Genomic DNA, 20,241 nt, shown 5'->3' with positions numbered 1-20,241 from the left:
TTTTAATTGACAAAAAATTAAAAACTCTAATAATATAGATATAGATTTAAAGTTTTATGTTTCAAAGGAAGGGTGTAGCATGAATAAATCCATGTTAAAAAAAGCAGCCATTTTTGGTCTTGCTGGTGTAATGGCAGTTGCTGCTGGTTGTGGCAGTAATAAAGATGCAGGTAATGCAAATAGCAATGAGGCTAAAATTGCATTGTTAACAACAACAACTGGTGGTGCAGCAGCATATGGTGAGTCCATTAAAGCTGGTGCAGAATTGGCAGTAAGCGAAATTAACGCTGATGCAAATGCTGTAAAAATCAACTTATTAGTAGAAGATACTAAAGGTGATAAAAACGAAGCAATTAATGCAATGAATAAAGTAATTTCTAAGGATAAAGTTGTAGCTGTTATCGGCCCAATGTTATCTGGCGAAATGATGGCAGCAGGTCCTGTAGCAAACAAAAGCAAAATCGTAGCTCTTGGCACATCTACAACTGCTGAAGGTATTACAGATATCGGCGATTACATTTTCCGTAACGCTGTACCTGAATCCTTGGCAGTAGATACTGCAATTAAAGAAGCACATAAAACTTTAGGCTTCAAAACTGCAGCTATTATGTACTCCAACAACAATGACCAAATGGTATCTGTAAATAATACAGCTCGTAAAGCATTGGAAGCTGAAGGTGTACAAATTGTTGATACTGAAACATTTGCAGATAAAGATACTGACTTCTCTGCACAATTAACTAAGATTCAACAAGCAAAACCTGATGTTATCGTAGTTGCTTCTCTTTACCAAGAAGGCGCATTAATCATGAAAAAAATGCGTGAAATGGGTATGAATCAACCTGTAATTGGTTCTAATGGTTTCAACAGCCCTGAATTCATTAAAATTGCAGGCGCTGCAGCTGATGGTGTTATCGTAGGTACACCTTGGTTCCCTAACAAAGACGATCAAAAGGTAAAAGACTTCCGTAAAGCTTACAAAGATAAATACGGTAAAGAACCAGACCAATTCGCAGCTCAAGCTTATGATGCAGTATACCTCTATGAAGCAGCTTTGAAAAAAGCAGGTTCTACTACAGATCGTGAAAAATTCCGCGAAGCTTTGAAAAATATTGCTGACTTCGTTGGTGTAACTGGTCAATTCAAGTTCAACGAAAAACGCGATCCTTCCATGGAAGTTCAAGTTTTACAAATTAAAAACGGTCAATTTGACGCATTAAAAAAATAAAAGTTGAGGTAATATAGTGTTTTTACAACAATTAGTTAACGGGTTAACCCTCGGTAGCTTATATGCTGTACTCGCTATTGGCTTAACACTTGTGTTTGGCGTTTTAAATATCATCAACATGGCACACGGAGGCATCTTTATGATAGGTGCCTTCGTTGGTCTTTTTATGGTAACTGTTTTTGACGTTAACATTTTTGTAGCCCTTATCGTAGCTATGGCTGTCGGTGCTATCCTCGGTTATCTTTTAGAATTTGTGGCGCTTCGTCCACTCCGCAAGAAAAAGGTGTCTCACTTGGCACCACTTATTAGTACCATTGGTGTTTCTATTTTCCTTGAAAGTTTGGCATTATTGCTTTGGGGCCCTCAAACAAGATCTTTCCCACCAGATTATATTGGTGGCCTAATCGACTTTGGAGCTTTCAAAATTTCCATGGTACAAATTATTGGCTTAGGCGTTTCTGTTGTGTTAATGTTAATTCTTAATGTAGTTATTAAGAAAACTAAAATTGGTAAGGCTATCCGCGCTGTATCCATGAGCACTGAAACGGCAGCTTTGTTGGGTATTAATCCAACCATGATTATATCTGTTACTGTTATGATTGCATCTGCCTTAGGTGCTGCTGCAGGCGTATTAGTAGGTTTGTCCTTTAATGCTATTGAGCCTACAATGGGCGTTATCATCGGCTTTAAAGGCCTTGCAGTGCTTATCTTAGGTGGCCTTGGTAATATTACAGGCGCTATGGTTGGCGGCTTCATTTTAGGCGTAGCAGAAATCTTCTCTGTTGCCTATGGCGCATCTACATTCCGTGATGCTGTGGCCTTTGGCCTCATCATCCTATTATTATTCTGGCGCCCACAAGGCTTGTTTGGTTCTAAAGATAAAGGGGGGAGACCATAATGGATTTATTGAATCCGTATTATCTACAGATCGTGATGTTCTTCATCATCAATGCCATCATGGGTATCTCTATTTACTTTACACTTGCAAGTGGTCAGCTTTCTTTAGGGGCTGCTGGCTTTATGAGCGTTGGTGCATATGTAGGCGCTATCCTTTCTTTGAAAGCTGATTTGCCTATCGTTGTAGGCATCATTGTTGGTGGCCTAGTTGCTAGCTTTGTAGCCGTTATTATCGGCTTGCCAACAACACGTCTTCGCGGTTTATATCTTGCCATTGCTACTCTTGGTTTTGGCGAAGTTGTGCGTGTTATTTTCTTGAATTTGGACATTACTAATGGTGCGTTAGGCCTTTCTGGTATTCCATCTATTCCTCAAGAATTAACAAATTTAGCCTATGAACTTGATATCGATGGTTTAATGGGCATCGATGCTGTTGCATGGGGCAACTTAATGGCTATTATTATTTTGCTAATCATTTTAGTATTGATTATTGCCTTCTGTGTGCGCATTAATAATAGTCGTGTTGGTCGTGCCTTTGCAGCGATTAAGGCGGATGATCATGCAGCAGAATTAATGGGGATTAACGTTGTATACTACAAGATGATGGCCTTTATCATTGGTGCTTTCATCGCTGGTATTGGCGGTGGTTTGTATGCTCATATTACAAACTTTATCAATCCTACAGACTTTAGCTATCACAAGGTAGTACAAATCTTATTGTTCCCTGTATTTGGTGGTTCTAATGTAGTATGGGGCTCCGTATTAGGTTCTTTTATTCTTACATTATTGCCAGAAGTATTACGCTTCTTATCCGATTATCGGGACATCATCTATGGTGCATTACTAGTCATCTTGATGGCAGTTCGTCCAGATGGTATTTTAACAGAATCTATGGTAGACAAAATTAGTCGTAAATTAGGCTTTAAGAAAGCACCATATATTCCTGAATCACAAGTATTAACAGAACGTTTTGAAGCGTATAAACGTAAACAAGAAGAAAAACAAGGATAGGAGGGAACTGAATGCTATTAGAATTAAATGACGTAAGTAAAAGCTTTGGTGGCGTTGCAGCTCTCACAGGTATATCCTTTGGTGTAAAACAAGGTGAAGTATTTGGTGTTATTGGGCCAAATGGTGCTGGTAAAACTACATTATTTAACTTGATTACTGGTGTATTCCCTGTAAGTTCTGGCGAAATCGTATTTGATGGTATGTCTGTTGTAGGCATCAAGCCTCATAGAACGGTAGAAATGGGGATTGCCCGTACATTCCAAAACATTCGTCTCTTCGGCAATATGACAGCTTTGGAAACAGTGTTAACTGGTATGCATTGTCGTACTGGATCTGGCTTCTTGTCTAGCTTCTTGAAAACAAAACGCCAACGCATCGAAGAAGAGCGTTGTCGTGGCATTGCGTATGAATTTTTAAAACTCGTAGGTCTTGAAGACGATGCTGAAGAGGTTGCTACATCTTTGCCGTATGGTAAACAACGTCGCCTTGAAATTGCTCGTGCCTTGGCTACACATCCTCAATTAATTTTGCTAGATGAACCAGCAGCAGGTATGAATGATAGTGAAACAGAAGCGTTACGCCAATTGATTGGTAAAATTCGCGACCTTGGTATTACTGTTGTAGTTATTGAACATGCCATGGAATTAATGATGAATATTTGTGATCGTTTGGTAGTGTTCAACTTTGGTAAAAAGATTGCTGAAGGTACACCTCAAGAAATTCAAAACAATGAGGCTGTAATTGAAGCATACTTAGGGAAAGAGGAGGCGTAATATGTTAAAGCTAGAAAACATCGTGGCTGGTTATGGACATATTACAGCCTTAAAAGATATCAGTTTAGAAGTACCACAAGGTTCTATTGTATCCTTGATTGGTGCTAATGGTGCTGGTAAGTCTACAACTATGAAGACCATAATGGGCCTTGTAAAGCCAACATCTGGTAAAGTATTATTTGAAGGCCAAGATATTACTGGTCATAAAACACATCAAATTGTACATGGTGGTATTTCTTTAGTTCCTGAAGGTCGTCAAATCCTTCAAGATATGAGCGTTTATGAAAACTTAGAAATGGGTGCTTATATCCGTAATGATAATGAGATTGAAGAAGATATCAAAAAAGTATTTAAACGCTTTCCAATCCTTGATGAACGTAGTTATCAATTAGGTGGTACACTATCTGGTGGTCAACAGCAAATGTTGGCTATTGGTCGGGCCCTTATGGCACGTCCAAAATTGTTATTATTGGATGAACCATCTATGGGTCTTGCACCATTAGTAGTAAACGAAATCTTTGAAACTATCAAAGAGATTAGTGCTGAAGGAACTACGGTTCTTTTGGTAGAACAAAATGTACGACAAGCATTAAAAATAGCTGATTATGCGTATGTATTGGAAACAGGTAAGATGGTATTATCTGGTCCTGCTGACGAAGTACGTCATGATCCTCGCGTTATGGAAGCATATTTAGGCGGTCGTGTTGAATAATTAATACTTTGAGTCGATAGACTTATCTAAAATTTTTAATAAGGTGTATATACTAGAAAACTAGTATATACACCTTATTTTTTTATTTAATCAATAAAATTGATGAGTGTTTGATGATTTTATGAATCGACTATGAATTGAGTTTATATATTTTTTATTTATATATCTAAAATTAATGAAAAAAACGAGTGAAATATGAGTGAAATGCGTAAAAAAATACACATAATTAAATGGTGAAAACCTTATATTTACGCGATTTATTCTTAAAGGTTTAATGAAGTTAGCTCAGAACGGTCTGCGTTTATGGAAGAAAGTTTAAAATAATGATAAAATAACTTAACCGATTTTTTAGGATTAATAATTCTAAAAAAATAAAGTGTTGTATTGAGTGAGTTGAATGTAAATCAAAGAGGTAAAATATGAATAAAAAACAGTATATGATGATGGCCGCATTCTTATGTGCCACAACAACATCCATGGCTGCACCTGTTAATGTAACAGCTGAACAGTCTTACGATTCTAAAATATTACAAACTGAAGGACACGCACCACTAGAAACTAGTGCATCTGTAGTGAGCTCTGATAAGGTGTATCGTCTACGACAAGGTGATGAACTAACTATTCAAGTTGTACAACAAGCAGATCTTGGTACACGTAATGGTAACGATATTATGTACACTGTTCGTCCTGATGGATATGTATCATTCCCTATGGTGGGACCAGTGAAAGCAGATGGTTTAACCGTCGATGAGTTTACCGCCCAATTACAGCAAGGTTTATCTCGGTACATTATTAATCCGGATATTACTGTAAATGTTACAAAACTCGGAGGAGTTCGGGTGTACGTATTCGGTGAGATTAATAAGCCTGGTGCTTATACATTGACTAAGTCTAGTACTGTTCTTGATGCGATTGGTGCTGCTGGTAGCTTTAACTGGGATACAGCTAAAAAGAAAATTTACTTAATTCATCAAGACAATCCTGAAAAACCAATTCCTATTAATTTAAATCGCATGTTACAAACTGGAGATATGTCCGAAAACTATATTATGCGAGAAGGGGATGTTCTTTACTTGACTAAAAATAGTCGTATTAACTTTGCTCGTGATATTGCTCCAATTTTGACTAGTGCATACATGGTATCACGTATCGGTAAGGATTAAGGATAGGGTTTATCTCACATATAAGGGGGCGTTCTTTTGCGTTCATATTTATTACCAGCCATACTGTTTATTGCCGATATTGCGACGATTGTTATTGTTGCTTTCATTAGTTTATTTATTAGATTTGATGGCTATATTGAACCTCGATATATTGACCAAATGGTAGACGCATTGCCAATATTGCTTATTTCGTATATGTTGATGTTCTTGCTTATGCATTTGTACACGCGTATTTGGCGTTATGCAGGGATGCGAGAGGTATTGGCAGTATTTGTCGCTACGACAGTAGGTACAGCAATCTTTTACTCCTCTATGTTTGTATTTGGTAAATCATTACCAAGATCAATCTATTTTATTACTTGGTTCCTTACAACTGGTGCAGTAGGTATGGGACGTATGTTGCTACATTATGTGGCGCTTCACTATAGTAATGGGGATGATGGTGAAAGTGGCCAAGTAAATACACTCATTATAGGTGCTGGTGATGCTGGTGCAATTATAGCTCGTGAAATTGAACGGTATCATAAGCGTTCAAGACGTATTATTGGCTTTGTTGATGATGATATGTATAAACATAACCGGTTGATGAATGGTTTTAGAATTTTAGGGAATCGTGAAGATATTCCAATGCTTGTAGCAAGATATAAGGTTGAAGAAATTATCATTGCTATGCCATCGGTAAAACGTGATGTTATTCGAGAAATCATGGAAATCTGCTCACCTCTAAAATGTAAAATCAATACATTACCTGGGATGTACCAATTATTAGATGATGAGGTTTTAGTATCTCATTTGCATCCTATTTCCATTGAAGATTTATTGGAACGTGATGAGATTCATCTAGACACATCAAAAGTAGAACCATATTTGAAAGATAAAGTCGTTATTGTTACGGGTGCAGGTGGTTCTATTGGCTCTGAAATTTGTCGTCAAGTATTACGGGTAAGACCTAAAAAACTATTGTTACTTGGTCATGGTGAAAATAGTATTTATCTTATTCACCAAGAGTTGCGTTCAATTGTGCCTGAAGGTACATTGGTTCCCATTATTGCTGATATTCGAGATAAAAATCAGTTAGACCAAATCTTTACCGATTATGAACCAGATGTAGTATTCCATGCAGCAGCTCATAAACATGTACCGCTTATGGAAATCCAACCGATTGCAGCGGTGTTAAATAATATTTATGGCACTCGTAATGTGGCAGATGTAGCGGGAGCACATGGTGTTGAGCGATTCGTTATGATTTCCACAGATAAAGCGGTAAATCCAACAAGTGTTATGGGGGCTACGAAACGGGTGGCAGAAAAGGTTGTACTTGGTATGAATCACAAGTACGATACAAAGTTTATTACTGTTCGCTTTGGTAATGTTCTTGGTAGTCGCGGTTCTGTTATTCCATTATTCCGCAAACAAATTGAAGCTGGAGGACCTGTAACAGTTACAGATCCTGAAATGACTCGTTACTTTATGACTATTCCAGAAGCAAGCCAACTTGTATTACAAGCTGGTGCAATGGGAAATGGTGGTGAAGTGTTCTTATTAGATATGGGTGAACCAGTAAAAATTGTTGATTTAGCGAAAAATATGATTCGTCTTTCTGGATTTGAGCCTGATAAAGATATTCGCATTGAATTTACTGGTTTGCGTCCAGGTGAAAAGCTATATGAAGAATTATTGACTGCTGAAGAAGGTACTAATACAACTACACATAAGAAAATCTTTGAAGCTGCCTTAGAAGATGTAAATCAAGAATGGTTAAGCCGTGAAATTGATCGCTTTGAAACATGTAAATCTGACTTGGATGTAATCAATGTATTACAAGACATCGTTCCTACATATCATCCAAATCATAATGTATAACAATTTAGTTACAATCATTTATTTAGAGCTGTAGTCTACGTGAGAGGGAGATATACAGTAACTATTCCTAAGAGGGAGAGACCCTGTTGTTTGTATACTTTCACAGAAAGGGGTATATGGGTGGAACAAATTATTGATTTAAAAGAGGTCGGTAGAGTCCTCGTTAAACGACGTCGTAAGATTATCAATATTACGGTAGCATGTATAGTATTGGGTGGTGCATATGGTCTCCTAGCACCATCTACATATCAATCTACATCTATGTTGCGCATTAAACAATCTCAAGGATTAAGTAATTCTGTATTATCAAGTGCTAATGGTTATTCTGATTCTATGGCACGCCAATTGATGAATACAGATGCAGAAATCTTAAAGAGTCGTAATGTTGTAGAACCTGTTATTTCAGCGATTGAGGATCCAGAGGGAACAGGTAAAGCACCTACATACGAAGAGTTTGTTAAAACGCGTATCGAAACAAAACCATATAAAGAAACTGAATTATTACAAGTGAGTGTCACAGGTAAAAGTCCAGAGCAAGCACAAGAGGCAAATCAATTATTAATTGATACATTCTTGAATCGCTTAGCAGACATTTCACATGTTGAGCAACGGACGACACGGGAGTTCTTGCAAAAACGCGTAGTAACTGCAAAAGAAGAATTGGAGCAAGCAGAAAAGAAATTGCAACAATTCCAAGTGGATAACAAGGTTTACTCCACCGCAGATCAAATGAAGGGCTTAACGGATAAGATTACCCTTATCGATCGTGAGAAAGCTCAAAACCAATTGGATTTGGAAACGGCGCAAGCGGCTTTAGGCAGTATTAATGAGCAATTAGGCTCTGCAGGTAAAAGTATTGCTGATAGTGCCACTGTTCAAGCATATAAAGGACAATTAGCCGACTTAGAATCTCGTAAGGCCTCCTATGTTGGTAAATATACTGATGAGCATCCGGCAATGAAAGAGATTAACCAACAAATCGAAGAAGCTAAGAGTGGTTTAAATGCTGAAATTAATGCTATTGCATCTCAACAAGCACCATCTAGCAACTCTGCACAGCAAGGTTTGTTAGCAGATAAATTCAGAAATGAAGCGGCTTTAGCCGTAGCACAAGGTAAAGAATCTACATTAGCTAATCTTGATAAAGAGAACGAAGAGGCTATGAAAAACCTACCTGAAAAAGAACGTGGCTATATCCAGGCAAAACGTGATGTTGATGTAGCCCAAGACATTTACGAAATGCTATCTAAGCGTTTGGAAGAAGCTAAAGTAGCTGAAGTAATGGTACCAAATGAAGTTCAAATTGTAGATGCTCCTACATTGCCAGAAAAGGCTATTGCACCTCGTAAAATCCTTATTTTATTAGGATCTGCAATTTTGGGTTTTATCTTAGGCTGCCTTTACACATTGGGTCAGTTCTTCTGCAACCGCAAGGTTCAATCGGTACAAGAAATCAATGATATTCTTGGCATTGAAAATTTAGGTGTTATTCCAAATCATGAAAAAAAGGAATATGAAGAACCAAGCAATCGTATTGTAGCATTGTGGCGTAAAGTGAGAGGTTAATATGATTAGACTAATTTCTAATGAGCGTGGGGATACACCACTTGTAGAAGCATATCGTACATTGCGTAGCAATTTACAATACGTATGTAATCAACATAAATGTAAGATCATTTGTATCACCGCTGCTACTAGTGGAGAAGGCACCTCTGAGGTAGCGGCTAATACGGCATTAGCTTTATCGAAGAATAATAACAAAGTTCTTTTGGTAGATGGTAATTTACGTAATCCAGTTCAGCATGTAGCATTCAACGTGCAAAATAAAGGCCTTACTAACGCAGTTATTATGGATGAAGATTTGACGATTCATCGCAATATTGTCCCTCATTTAGATGTGCTTACTGCAGGCGAAATAGTTGAACATCCTTCTGAAGTCGTAGATTCTAGTAAATTATCTACAATATGGGATTATATCCGCGACGAATATGATGTAGTTATCATTGATACACCACCAGTATTAGATGTTACGGATGCCATTGTATTAGCTGAAAAATCTGATGGTGTTATGCTTGTTGTTAAAAATGAAGTCGCAGGTCCTAAAGATTTAATAGAAGCTAAGAAACGACTTACTCAAGTTGGAATTCCTTTATTAGGTTCTATCGTCATTGATGTGTAGTCAATAATTTAATATATATTCCATTAGATAAATCAAGCGTATCGACAAGGTACAGAAAGTAATGAGGTGATGTATATGAAAATTAATTTTTCCCCTCCTGATATTACAGAGTTAGAAATCAATGAAGTTGTTGAAGCCTTAAAGAGTGGTTGGATTACAACTGGACCGCGTACTAAAGAATTGGAAAAAAAGATTGCGGCACAATTAGGTACACCTAAAGCTGTTTGTTTAAACTCTGCTACCGCAGCGCTTGAGATGTCTCTTCGTGTATTAGGTATTGGACCTGGCGATGAAGTTATTACCAGTGCCTATTCCTATACTGCTAGTGCAAGTCCTGTTGTTCATGTAGGGGCTACACTAGTTATTGTAGATACCCAAAAAGATTCATTTGAAATGGATTATGATGCAGTGGCTCGTGCTATTACACCAAAAACAAAAGCTATAATTCCAGTAGATATTGCAGGAGTACCTTGTGATTATGACCGTTTACGCTCTATTGTAAACGAAAAGAAATCGCTATTTACACCTGCCAATGATATTCAAAAAGCATTGGCACATATTCCTATCGTAGCGGACTGTGCCCATTCCTTTGGTGCTTCATACAAAGGTATACCAACTGGTAATGTAGCTGATTTTAGTAGTTTTTCCTTCCACGCAGTAAAGAACTTTACCACAGCCGAAGGGGGCTGTGCTACATGGCGACATATAGATGGTATTGATGATGAAGTCATTTATAAGCAATTCCAATTATTATCTTTGCATGGACAAGATAAGGACGCCCTTGCTAAGACAAAGGCTGGTGCATGGGAATACGATATTAAGGGTACATATTATAAATGTAATATGACCGATATTATGGCGGCTATTGGTTTGGCTCAATTTGAAAGATACCCAAAACTGTTAGCACGACGTAAAGAAATCATCGCAGCTTATGATGCAGGTTTTAAAGATTTACCTGTTACATTGTTACATCATTATACTGATGAGCATCAAAGTAGTGGCCACTTATATTTAGTACGATTAGATGGTCAAGATGCTGAATACCGTAATAAGGTAATTGAAGCTATGGCTGAAGCGGGTATTGCAACCAATGTTCACTATAAGCCAATTCCTATGCATACGGCTTATAAGAACTTAGGATTTACCATTGATGATTATCCAAATGCTTATAATCAATTTAAAAATGAAATCACATTGCCTCTTCATACATTGCTAACGAATGAAGAAGTGCAATATATCATTGAAACATTTAAAAGGATTATTACCGAATGTTAGTAAAAAACTTTCACGATCTACCACAAGAGTTGCAGTGTGAAGAGGTGCGTCCATATTTTGAAATATTGAATCAAAGACGAACAAGCCTTCTTTGTAAAAGCATATTTGACCGTGTTATAGCCGCAGGGATGCTCATTATTTTAAGTCCTGTATTTCTTGTGTTAGCTATCATGATTAAACGGGATAGCGAAGGAGAGGTTTTCTTTCGTCAAACACGGGTTACACAGTATGGCCGCACCTTTGGAATCTATAAGTTCCGAACTATGGTAAAAAATGCGGAATCATTAGGTGCTCAAGTTACATCACAAAATGATATGCGCGTTACAAAGGTAGGCAATATGCTTCGTAGCTGTCGTCTTGATGAATTGCCTCAGTTAATCAATATCCTATTAGGAGATATGAGCTTTGTTGGTACAAGACCAGAGGTGCCTCGCTATGTGGCGGCTTACACAAATGAAATGAAAGCAACTTTGTTATTACCAGCAGGGGTAACAAGTGTTGCAAGTATTGCTTATAAAGATGAAGATCAACTTTTACAAAATGCTAAAAATGTTGATGAAGTATATATCAATGAGGTTTTACCAGGCAAAATGGCTTGGAATTTAAAGAGTATTAAAGAGTTTTCATTTTTACAAGATATTAAAACGATGATTGATACCGTACTAGCTGTTTTACGTTAAGAGAGGTTCCTATGAGTACATCTATGACAAAGGAAATACAAGAAAAAGAGCTTAGTATGTTGCTGTACTTTAAAGAGTTTTGTGACAAACATAATTTGCGCTTTTATCTCTGTGGCGGTGGCCTCATTGGGGCAATACGTCATAATGGCTTTATCCCTTGGGATGACGATTTAGATTTATTTATGCCACGTCCAGATTATGAAAAATTAGCTGAATTATGGCCTAAATATGCAGATACAGAACGGTATACCTATTGTCGAACTGATCGAAATCATATTTATCATGATGCGGGTGCTTCTATTCGAGATAACAACACGACATTTATTAATCGTCATAGTATGCACGAAGATATTTGTCATGGTTTAGCTCTTGAAATCATGCCCATTGATGGCTGTGCACCAGGTAAAATTAGTCGAGCGCTACAACTTATGTGGGCTATGACCTTTGCACTTTTTAATGCACAACGTTTACCGGATAATAAAGGACCGATGTATCGTGCATTAGCAGGATGTATTTACAAGGTATTCTCTAGTCAGTCATTACGTTACCATATATGGCGATTTGCAGAGAAGCAAATGACCAAATATGATTTTAATACGAGCAAGGAGTGTACTGAGTTAATTGGTAGTTTAAAAGGCATGAAGTTGCGTCATCCTCGCGAAGACTTTGCTTCTGTTGTATATAAAGACTTTGAAGGTCATCAGATACCTGTTATGAAAGGGTATGAAAGATATTTACGTCTTATTTGGGGCGACTATATGCAATTACCACCAGTAGAACAGCGTGTAGCAAAACATGATGCTGTGTTTGCTGATTTACATACACCTTACAAGGAGTATAGAGGCATACATTATGCCAAGAACGAAGCTCAACCTTAAGGAGGGCCTATGAAACGAATAGCAGTAATCTTTGCGGGTGGCGTAGGTGCTCGAATGAATAACAGCAAGACGCCAAAACAGTTTCTAGAATGGAACGGTAGACCTATTTTGATTCAAACTTTAGATGTGTTTGAACAAACCGACTCTATTGACGGTATTGTTTTAGCTTGCAAAGCAGAGTGGATTGATCATACTAAAAACCTCATCAAAGAGGCTGGTTTACAAAAAATTGTATCCATTGTTCCAGGTGGAGACAGTGCTTTAGACTCTCAATATAATGGATTGACAGAGGCAAAACGATTATTTCCTAATGAAGAGGTTACCGTATTGATTCACGATGGTGTTAGGCCACTTGTGGATAAGGCAACAATAGAGAGAAATATTGAATCTGTAGAAACAAAGGGGTCTGCTATTACGGTTACACCTGCTATTGAAACCGTTATGGTTACAGATAATGGCTCTATAAACCGAATTTTAAATCGTAGTGAATGCCTTATGGCAAAAGCACCCCAAAGCTTTAAACTAGATGATATTTTATCGGTTCATGATAGAGCTAAAACAGAAGGCATCCATAATTTTATAGATTCTGCATCCATGATGATGCATTATGGATACACCTTGTATCCAGTATTAGGAGAAACAGAAAATATAAAGATTACTACACCATCTGATTATTATATGTTCACAGGTATTATTAAAAACCGTGAATTAGGAGGATTACAAGATGAGTAATTCCGCTATTAAACGCGAGTTAACAGCTTTATTACAAGACAAAGAGTACTTTGAATTCCTCCGCCATCAGCGCATTCTTGTGACAGGTGCGACGGGACTTATTGGCTCTATGTTTATAAAATTACTTATACTTGCTAATGAGACTTTTAACTTAGACGTAAAGGTAATAGGTCATGTACGAAGTCATGATAAAGCACAGGCTATATTAGGTAACTACTTAGATAATGATTCCATTACACTTATCGATGGTTCTTTAGAATCTATTGATGTGCCTTGTGATTATATCTTACATGGTGCAGCACCAACACAATCAAAGTTCTTTATAGAGCATCCTGTAGAAACGATTCGTACATCAATTCATGGTACTGAAGCTATGTTAGAACTCGGGCATCATAAAACGGTAAAAAAACTTGTGTACTTATCGAGTATGGAACAGTATGGTGTTCCTTATGAATCGGGACAGGTGATGACTGAAGAGCGATTAGGATATTTAGATCATTTAAATGTGCGTAGCTCTTATTCTGAAAGTAAAAGATTATGTGAGTGTTATTGTAAATCTTATGCCGTAGAATTTGGCGTTCCAGCTGTTATAGCTCGATTGGCACAAACTTTTGGACCTGGTGTTCCTGTTTCAGATAATCGCGTATTTATGCAATTCACTAAGAGTGCTCTAAAAAATGAAAATATTGTACTTCATACAAAGGGTGATTCTATGTCTAATTATTGCTATATTACTGATGCATTAACGGGCATTTTAACCCTTATGAAGGACGGAGAAGCTGGTGAAGCATACAATGTATGTCATGATGAGGAAACTCGATCTATAGCAAGTATTGCGCATCTAGTAGCAACTCATGTAAGTCATGATAAGAGTGAAGTCATTTTTGATATTCCAGAAGATGTACAAGGCTTAGGCTATGCGCCGACAGTGCACATGTTCTTGAGTTCAAAAAAATTAAAGTCCTTAGGCTGGCAGCCTAAGGTAACAATGGCGCAGGCTTATGTAAGATTTGCAGAATATATCCAAGAGGAAGGACTATGAAAAAGGAAATAATCATTGTTACCATCTCCCTTGGCAATGATGGAGCTGAACGAATTTTAACAGAGTTAGCTCGTCAATGGGTGCATGATGGTCACCATATTACGGTTATCCAAACAAGCCCTAATCGATATGGTAACGAATATGCTTTAGAGGAGGGTATTGAGCAAATCAAAATTCATACTACTAGCTCTAATAAAGTGATTCGTTTTATGCAAGAAATAAAAGAATTAATCAAGATCTTGAAGACAAGACCTAATGCTACATGCTTATCGTTCTTGTCTGCATCGAGTTTCATCTTGGCGATTAGTTCTTGGTTTGTAAGCAATCGCATTGTCTTTTCGGAGCGAAATAATCCGCGTAAGGTACCTATCGGTTGGCATCAACAAGCGCTGCGTAATTTTGCCTTTCGATTTGCTGATGCGTTAGTATTCCAAACGGAAGATGCACGTTCATATTTCCCTGAATCGGTACAAAAGCGTGGTGTTATCATTCCAAATCCTATTAATGGTAAATTGCCACCACCAATTGAGGGAGAACGGGAAAAGACAATCGTTACAGCATGTCGATTGCATCCGCAAAAGAATTTGCCTATGATGATCAATGCTTTTAGTATGCTAGCAGACGAGTTCCCAGAGTATAAACTCGTCATTTATGGGCAAGGCGTTTTAGAGGATGAACTACGAGCTCAAATTAAATCTCTTAATTTAGAGGATAGAATTTTATTGCCTGGCTTTGCTAGTAATATTTTAGAGAAGGTCGCACCTTGTTCTATGTATGTTTCATCATCTGATTTTGAAGGTATTTCAAACTCTATGCTTGAAGCGCTAGGCATGGGCTTGCCTACAGTTGTTACAGACTGTCCAGTAGGTGGGGCTCGTATGGTCATAACAAGTGGAGAGAATGGTATCTTGGTGCCTGTAGGAGATACACAGGCTATGTATGAAGCCATGCGTAGCGTTCTAAAAGACCCTGCATTGGCAACTAAACTTTCACGAGAAGCCATTAAGGTGCGTGACAAATTCCCACTATGCAAAATTGCTAAACGTTGGTTAGATGTTTTATGAGTTGTAAGGAGGAGAACCATTGAAGTTAAATATTACGGCTATTGCTGACCGCATGATATGGTTCATAACTCTAATTTTTTTAGTGTTGTCGTTGACCATTTCCTTTGCCCTTGGCGATGCGAATTATGGTGCCTATGTATTATTTGTATGCCTATTTGGACTTATTATTTGTTATCTCATTCGAGAGCGGGGAGTTATTAAATTTAGGCTTACCTGGATGCATGGTTATATGCTCCTCTTCATTGGAGCCTGTTATCTGAGTACTATTAATGCTATAGAGCCATCTGTAGCACTCAGTCGAAGCTTTGATATCGTCAAGATATTCTTTATGCTTATCATTCTATACATGTGTTATCAAGATAAAAAATCGGTGGACACATTATTAAAGATTGGTATGTGGACTGGTTATATAGTTTGTTTTTATACTGTATATTTCTATGGTTTAGATTATTTTATTACCGTTTTGTCATCTTCTGCTCGAATTGCCAATGATGCATTAAATGCGAATACAGTAGGTTTATTAGGGGCCAATGCGATCGTTATGACATTGTATTATATGTTGTATGATCGTCCTCGTTGGTGGAATATTATAGCCTTACCTACATTGGGTATTCTAGCGGCTACCGGCAGTCGTAAAGCGTTAGTGTTCGTTGTTGTTGGTACAGTCTTACTATTTGTATTTAAAAGTTTACGCAGTGCTAATGTAGTGAATTCTATTGCGAAAATTATAGGATCCTTATTAGCTCTTACGTTAGTTGGTATTGCAGTTTTACAATTGCCTATGTTTTCAGAGGTACTAGACCGTATGTCGAGTATGGTGGATGCCTTTTCTGGTACTGGTGGCGATTCATCAACTATTATCCGTATGGCTTTGGTTGATATTGGATGGGATTTATTTTATCAATCCCCTATAACTGGGGTTGGCGTAAATAACCCTTCAGTATTTACCTATTTCGTATACGGTAAAGAGAATTACTACTTACATAATAACTATATTGAACTATTAGCAGGTACAGGTGTAATTGGCTTATTGGCGTATTACTCAATGTATATATACATTGCCTATAACTTAATTCGTTATCGGAACTTTCATAGTAATGAATACGTAATGGTACTGATTCTATTCCTTTCTCAAATTGTTATGGATATGGGCATGGTTTCTTATGAAAGTAAAAGTACATATTTTTATATGATGATGTTTTATTTAGAGGTGCAATTGCTCCGGAAAGGACGTAAAAATGAAGCTCAGCAAGTTGTGTAAAGTTGGCATGTCCTTTTTAACAAAACCTTACTATCGCACGAGAGTATTGATCAAATTAGGTTATTATGACTCTTTATCTGATGAAGAGTTTTTAAAGAAGGTATTTCCTAAATACATGGGATATCCTTTAGATTTAGAGAATCCAAAAACTTTCAGCGAAAAGTTACAATGGCTAAAGGTTAATTATAGAGAGCCTGTACAAACGGTCATGGTAGATAAGCATGAGGCTAAAGGTTTTATTGCTCACCGTGTAGGTGATCAATATATAATTCCCACACTTGCTGTTTGGGATTCCGTAGAGAATATTGACTTTGATACGTTGCCTAATCAGTTTGTGTTGAAGTGTACACATGATAGTGGGGGCATCGTTATTTGTAAAGATAAGTCATCCCTTGATCGGGAAGCAGCCAAAGCTAAATTAAGAACATCCTTAAAACGGGATTATTCACGTATTGCTCGAGAGTGGCCTTATAAAGAGGTTCCTCGTCGGATTATCGCAGAGGAATACTTATCTGAATTAGGTAGCAATGAAATCTTAGATTATAAGATGTATTGTTTCCACGGTGAACCAAAGATGACTGTAGTTTGTTCTGACCGTTTTTCTAAAACTGGAACGCGTATGAACTTCTATGATATCGATTGGAAACCTATGGGAATTCATTTTGGTCATTATCCACCGTTGCCAACAGAGTTCCCGAGACCTGAAACATATGATGAGATGTTAAGACTTGCTACGGAACTTAGTAAAGACTGCCCGTTTTTACGTGTTGATTTCTATGAAATAAAGGGACGACTGTATATTGGAGAGTTAACGTTCTTCCCTGGTGCGGGATTAGAACAGTTTCGTCCTATATCAAAAGATTATGAATTGGGAGAGTGGTTACACCTTGAAACTGTACATCGGAGCTGATTTTGTTCCTACGGATATAAATAGAGTATTATTTGAAACTGGTAATGGAGAGGCTTTGGTTGGTAAGGAGTTACTGGGACTTCTAAAGGAATCTGATTTAAATGTATTTAATTTAGAGGTGCCTTTAACAGATGCATCTACTCCGATTAATAAATTTGGTAATAATTTAAAGTCTCCTACAAAAACAATCTATGGTTATAAAGCTTTAGAGCCTATATTTTTAACATTGGCTAATAATCACTCCTTAGATCATGGTGTAGATGGATTAACTACTACACTGGAGTTATTAAAAAAGCATGATATTAAAAATGCAGGTGCTGGTGCTAATGTAAAAGCAGCTAAAAAGCCATTTATCTTTGAAAAAGAAGGTATACGTATAGGATTTTACCTATGTGCAGAACATGAGTTTACCGTTGCTTCTTGTCATACAATGGGGGCTAATCCATTTGATGTATTAGAGAGCTTTGATGATGTAGAAGCTTTAAAGAAAACTTGTGATTATGTTATCGTCCTATATCATGGTGGGAAGGAGTTTTATCGCTATCCATCGCCAATGTTACAAAGATATTGCAGAAAATTTGTTGATAAAGGGGCAGACCTTGTAATTTGCCAACATAGTCATTGTATAGGTTCTCGTGAGGACTATAGTAAGGGGACTATTATTTATGGCCAAGGTAACTTTATCTTTAACTCCGAATCCTATATACATCATAAGGAGTTTGTAAAAGATTCCTTATTAATCAGTGTAGAGGCTACAAAGGATACCTTTGTTGTATCTGAAGTGCCAATTCGTGGTACCGAAAGGGGCACCCGTTTGGCTACTGAATCAGAAGCCCTTGAAACATTGACGGAATATAAAAAGCGAAGTGAAAACATTAGAGATGCTCATTTTGTTGTTCAAGCATATAAGGAGTTTGCTGATACTCATGTAAAGCGATATTTGCGTGAATTTTTAGGTAGATCTTTTATTATCCGCGCAATAAATGGATTATTTGGACGAAAATTAATGCAACTCATTTTAGGAAAAACAAGTTATTTAGCAATTCAAAATTACTTGGAATGTGAAGCTCACCATGAATTATTCTTGCGGGGCATTAAGAATATCAATAAAAAATAATGGATACAAAAATAGTAGCTGCTGCTAAATGGTCTGTCATAACAGAGGTTTTAGCAAAGCTTATTACACCACTAACAAATATAATATTGGCCCATATGCTAGCACCTACGGCATTTGGGATATTGGCAACAATTATGATGGTTATATCCTTTGCAGAAATGCTAGCTGATGCGGGATTCCAAAAATTTCTTGTACAGCATGAGTTTCAAAGTGATAAAGAAAAACAGGAGGCTACAGATGTAGCTTTTATTGCTAACTTAGTTCTTTCTTTACTCTTGTGGGGGGCTATTATAGTCGGTCGTGATGAACTGGCCGTATTAGTTGGAAATGATGGCTTAGGCATACCATTGGCCATAATGGGGGCCATGATTCCGCTCTCTGCTTTCAGTAGTGTACAAATGGCCTTGTATAGACGGGACTTTAACTTTAAGTTTCTTCTTAACATTCGGCTCATCACAATTCTGACTCCTATATTGATATCCATACCTATGGCGCTCATGGGATATGACTATTGGTCTTTAATCGCTGGTATGTTAGGGGCTCAGTTATTTACGGCTTTGGCCTTATTGAAGAGTAGGAAAAATCAAATCCATCTCTTCTTTAGTTCTCGAGTCTTTATGAACATGTTCAGTTATAGTGCATGGTCATTGGCTGAAGCATTTTCTATTTGGCTTACTGCATGGGTGGATACCTTCATTATTAGTCGCTTTTTAGATGCCTATTATTTAGGGATATACAAAATGCCTATGGCTATTGTTACAACTGTTATGGCCATGGCTACTTCATCTTTGGCGCCTGTATTATTTGCCGCTTTAAGTCGAGTTCAACAGGATGAACAGGCATTTTCCAATACATTCTTTACCTTCCAACGCTATATGGCTCTTTTTTTAGTACCTATAGGAATAGGCTTGTTTGTATTCCAAGACTTTGTTGTTGATCTCTTATTGGGACCACAATGGAAGTTAGCAGGTATTGTATTGGGATCTTGGGCCTTGAGTTCCGCTATTATGACAGTAACAGCGAATTTGATTTCTGAAGTATTCCGTGCAAAAGGAGTTCCTAATTTATCATTCTGGACTCAAATATTACATTTAGTTGTATTAATACCGGTAATATATATTTGTATTCAGTATGACTTTAGTACATTTGTCTATGCTCGTTCAATAGTACGTATGGAAATGTTAATGGTTGCCATGATTTTCTTAGCATTATTTATACATATGAGTGCCCTTCGGGTGATTACTAATATAGGTGTATATCTAATTACTGCATCTATTGTTGGTGCTCTTGCATATAGTATTTTACATTTATATGATGCGGTATGGTGGACTATAGCTTGTATGATTTTATGCGTTGTATTGTATGTAGTTATCTTATATCTCATACCATCTGAGCGCACTATTATCACTTCTGGCGTTGATAAATTATTAAGTAAAGTAAGACGATCATAATTAAC

General features: G+C 37.3%; 19 protein-coding genes. All 19 read left to right on the top strand.

The genetic code is table 11. The annotated features are described in order from the left end of the window. Positions 1–79: 79 nt before the first annotated feature. Positions 80–1,228 (top strand): ABC transporter substrate-binding protein, encoded by a 1,149-nt coding sequence (locus VEIS1202513_RS05870; RefSeq protein WP_213466983.1) that lies wholly within the window; start codon positions 80–82, stop codon positions 1,226–1,228. 16 nt (positions 1,229–1,244) lie between these two features. After that, a complete protein-coding gene (locus VEIS1202513_RS05865; RefSeq protein WP_005387034.1) occupies positions 1,245–2,126 on the top strand; it encodes a branched-chain amino acid ABC transporter permease in 882 nt (293 codons plus the stop codon). Continuing rightward, positions 2,126–3,136 carry a branched-chain amino acid ABC transporter permease gene (locus VEIS1202513_RS05860; RefSeq protein WP_213466982.1) on the top strand — a complete coding sequence of 337 codons (1,011 nt, stop codon included), beginning with the start codon at positions 2,126–2,128 and terminating at the stop codon, positions 3,134–3,136. The genes VEIS1202513_RS05865 and VEIS1202513_RS05860 overlap by 1 nt, the downstream gene beginning before the upstream one ends. A gap of 11 nt (positions 3,137–3,147) precedes the next feature. Beyond that, entirely contained in the window at positions 3,148–3,909 is a 762-nt protein-coding gene (locus VEIS1202513_RS05855; RefSeq protein WP_213466981.1) for an ABC transporter ATP-binding protein, read from the top strand. Position 3,910: 1 nt separating this feature from the next. Further along, the gene (locus VEIS1202513_RS05850; protein WP_060924775.1) at positions 3,911–4,621 is read left to right on the top strand and encodes an ABC transporter ATP-binding protein; all 711 of its coding nucleotides are present in this window, start codon (positions 3,911–3,913) and stop codon (positions 4,619–4,621) included. Positions 4,622–5,040: 419 nt separating this feature from the next. Next, entirely contained in the window at positions 5,041–5,784 is a 744-nt protein-coding gene (locus tag VEIS1202513_RS05845; protein ID WP_213466979.1) for a polysaccharide biosynthesis/export family protein, read from the top strand. Positions 5,785–5,820: 36 nt separating this feature from the next. Beyond that, complete coding sequence (locus VEIS1202513_RS05840; protein ID WP_105094449.1) at positions 5,821–7,647, top strand: polysaccharide biosynthesis protein; 1,827 nt, start codon at positions 5,821–5,823, stop codon at positions 7,645–7,647. A gap of 120 nt (positions 7,648–7,767) precedes the next feature. Next, positions 7,768–9,213, top strand: a complete 1,446-nt coding sequence (locus VEIS1202513_RS05835) for a GumC family protein (protein WP_213466978.1) — start codon at positions 7,768–7,770, stop codon at positions 9,211–9,213. Position 9,214: 1 nt separating this feature from the next. Then, positions 9,215–9,826, top strand: a complete 612-nt coding sequence (locus VEIS1202513_RS05830; protein WP_213466977.1) for a CpsD/CapB family tyrosine-protein kinase — start codon at positions 9,215–9,217, stop codon at positions 9,824–9,826. A 69-nt stretch (positions 9,827–9,895) separates the two neighbouring features. Further along, positions 9,896–11,101 carry a DegT/DnrJ/EryC1/StrS family aminotransferase gene (locus tag VEIS1202513_RS05825; RefSeq protein WP_371732204.1) on the top strand — a complete coding sequence of 402 codons (1,206 nt, stop codon included), beginning with the start codon at positions 9,896–9,898 and terminating at the stop codon, positions 11,099–11,101. Then, positions 11,095–11,781 carry a sugar transferase gene (locus VEIS1202513_RS05820; RefSeq protein ID WP_213466976.1) on the top strand — a complete coding sequence of 229 codons (687 nt, stop codon included), beginning with the start codon at positions 11,095–11,097 and terminating at the stop codon, positions 11,779–11,781. Before VEIS1202513_RS05825 ends, VEIS1202513_RS05820 begins: the two co-directional genes overlap by 7 nt. An 11-nt stretch (positions 11,782–11,792) precedes the next feature. Further along, complete coding sequence (locus VEIS1202513_RS05815) at positions 11,793–12,659, top strand: LicD family protein (RefSeq protein WP_213466975.1); 867 nt, start codon at positions 11,793–11,795, stop codon at positions 12,657–12,659. Between the two features lie 9 nt (positions 12,660–12,668). Next, entirely contained in the window at positions 12,669–13,391 is a 723-nt protein-coding gene (locus VEIS1202513_RS05810) for an IspD/TarI family cytidylyltransferase (RefSeq protein ID WP_195185978.1), read from the top strand. Then, positions 13,384–14,433 carry an NAD-dependent epimerase/dehydratase family protein gene (locus VEIS1202513_RS05805; protein WP_213466974.1) on the top strand — a complete coding sequence of 350 codons (1,050 nt, stop codon included), beginning with the start codon at positions 13,384–13,386 and terminating at the stop codon, positions 14,431–14,433. The genes VEIS1202513_RS05810 and VEIS1202513_RS05805 overlap by 8 nt, the downstream gene beginning before the upstream one ends. After that, on the top strand, positions 14,430–15,497 hold the full coding sequence (locus VEIS1202513_RS05800) for a glycosyltransferase (protein WP_213466973.1): 1,068 nt from the start codon (positions 14,430–14,432) through the stop codon (positions 15,495–15,497). Before VEIS1202513_RS05805 ends, VEIS1202513_RS05800 begins: the two co-directional genes overlap by 4 nt. A 19-nt stretch (positions 15,498–15,516) precedes the next feature. Next, positions 15,517–16,758 (top strand): O-antigen ligase family protein, encoded by a 1,242-nt coding sequence (locus VEIS1202513_RS05795; protein ID WP_213466972.1) that lies wholly within the window; start codon positions 15,517–15,519, stop codon positions 16,756–16,758. Continuing rightward, the gene (locus tag VEIS1202513_RS05790; RefSeq protein WP_213466971.1) at positions 16,736–17,668 is read left to right on the top strand and encodes an ATP-grasp fold amidoligase family protein; all 933 of its coding nucleotides are present in this window, start codon (positions 16,736–16,738) and stop codon (positions 17,666–17,668) included. The genes VEIS1202513_RS05795 and VEIS1202513_RS05790 overlap by 23 nt, the downstream gene beginning before the upstream one ends. Beyond that, positions 17,646–18,785 (top strand): CapA family protein, encoded by a 1,140-nt coding sequence (locus tag VEIS1202513_RS05785; protein ID WP_213466970.1) that lies wholly within the window; start codon positions 17,646–17,648, stop codon positions 18,783–18,785. The genes VEIS1202513_RS05790 and VEIS1202513_RS05785 overlap by 23 nt, the downstream gene beginning before the upstream one ends. Then, the gene (locus tag VEIS1202513_RS05780; RefSeq protein WP_105085433.1) at positions 18,785–20,236 is read left to right on the top strand and encodes a lipopolysaccharide biosynthesis protein; all 1,452 of its coding nucleotides are present in this window, start codon (positions 18,785–18,787) and stop codon (positions 20,234–20,236) included. Before VEIS1202513_RS05785 ends, VEIS1202513_RS05780 begins: the two co-directional genes overlap by 1 nt. The last annotated feature ends 5 nt before the right edge of the window (positions 20,237–20,241 follow it).

Source organism: Veillonella orientalis (assembly GCF_018406505.1).
In the GTDB taxonomy this organism is placed as follows: Bacteria; Bacillota; Negativicutes; order Veillonellales; family Veillonellaceae; genus Veillonella; species Veillonella nakazawae.
Note: the sequence above shows the minus strand (reverse complement) of the source record. Positions and strands in the feature narration are given on the sequence as shown.

Coding starts and splice junctions, on each gene's coding strand:
- VEIS1202513_RS05870 (WP_213466983.1), top strand. CDS start 80: ATGAATAAATCCATGTTAAAAAAAGCAGCCATTTTTGGTCTTGCTGGT.
- VEIS1202513_RS05860 (WP_213466982.1), top strand. CDS start 2,126: ATGGATTTATTGAATCCGTATTATCTACAGATCGTGATGTTCTTCATC.
- VEIS1202513_RS05855 (WP_213466981.1), top strand. CDS start 3,148: ATGCTATTAGAATTAAATGACGTAAGTAAAAGCTTTGGTGGCGTTGCA.
- VEIS1202513_RS05850 (WP_060924775.1), top strand. CDS start 3,911: ATGTTAAAGCTAGAAAACATCGTGGCTGGTTATGGACATATTACAGCC.
- VEIS1202513_RS05845 (WP_213466979.1), top strand. CDS start 5,041: ATGAATAAAAAACAGTATATGATGATGGCCGCATTCTTATGTGCCACA.
- VEIS1202513_RS05830 (WP_213466977.1), top strand. CDS start 9,215: ATGATTAGACTAATTTCTAATGAGCGTGGGGATACACCACTTGTAGAA.
- VEIS1202513_RS05825 (WP_371732204.1), top strand. CDS start 9,896: ATGTATATGAAAATTAATTTTTCCCCTCCTGATATTACAGAGTTAGAA.
- VEIS1202513_RS05820 (WP_213466976.1), top strand. CDS start 11,095: ATGTTAGTAAAAAACTTTCACGATCTACCACAAGAGTTGCAGTGTGAA.
- VEIS1202513_RS05815 (WP_213466975.1), top strand. CDS start 11,793: ATGAGTACATCTATGACAAAGGAAATACAAGAAAAAGAGCTTAGTATG.
- VEIS1202513_RS05810 (WP_195185978.1), top strand. CDS start 12,669: ATGAAACGAATAGCAGTAATCTTTGCGGGTGGCGTAGGTGCTCGAATG.
- VEIS1202513_RS05805 (WP_213466974.1), top strand. CDS start 13,384: ATGAGTAATTCCGCTATTAAACGCGAGTTAACAGCTTTATTACAAGAC.
- VEIS1202513_RS05800 (WP_213466973.1), top strand. CDS start 14,430: ATGAAAAAGGAAATAATCATTGTTACCATCTCCCTTGGCAATGATGGA.
- VEIS1202513_RS05790 (WP_213466971.1), top strand. CDS start 16,736: ATGAAGCTCAGCAAGTTGTGTAAAGTTGGCATGTCCTTTTTAACAAAA.
- VEIS1202513_RS05780 (WP_105085433.1), top strand. CDS start 18,785: ATGGATACAAAAATAGTAGCTGCTGCTAAATGGTCTGTCATAACAGAG.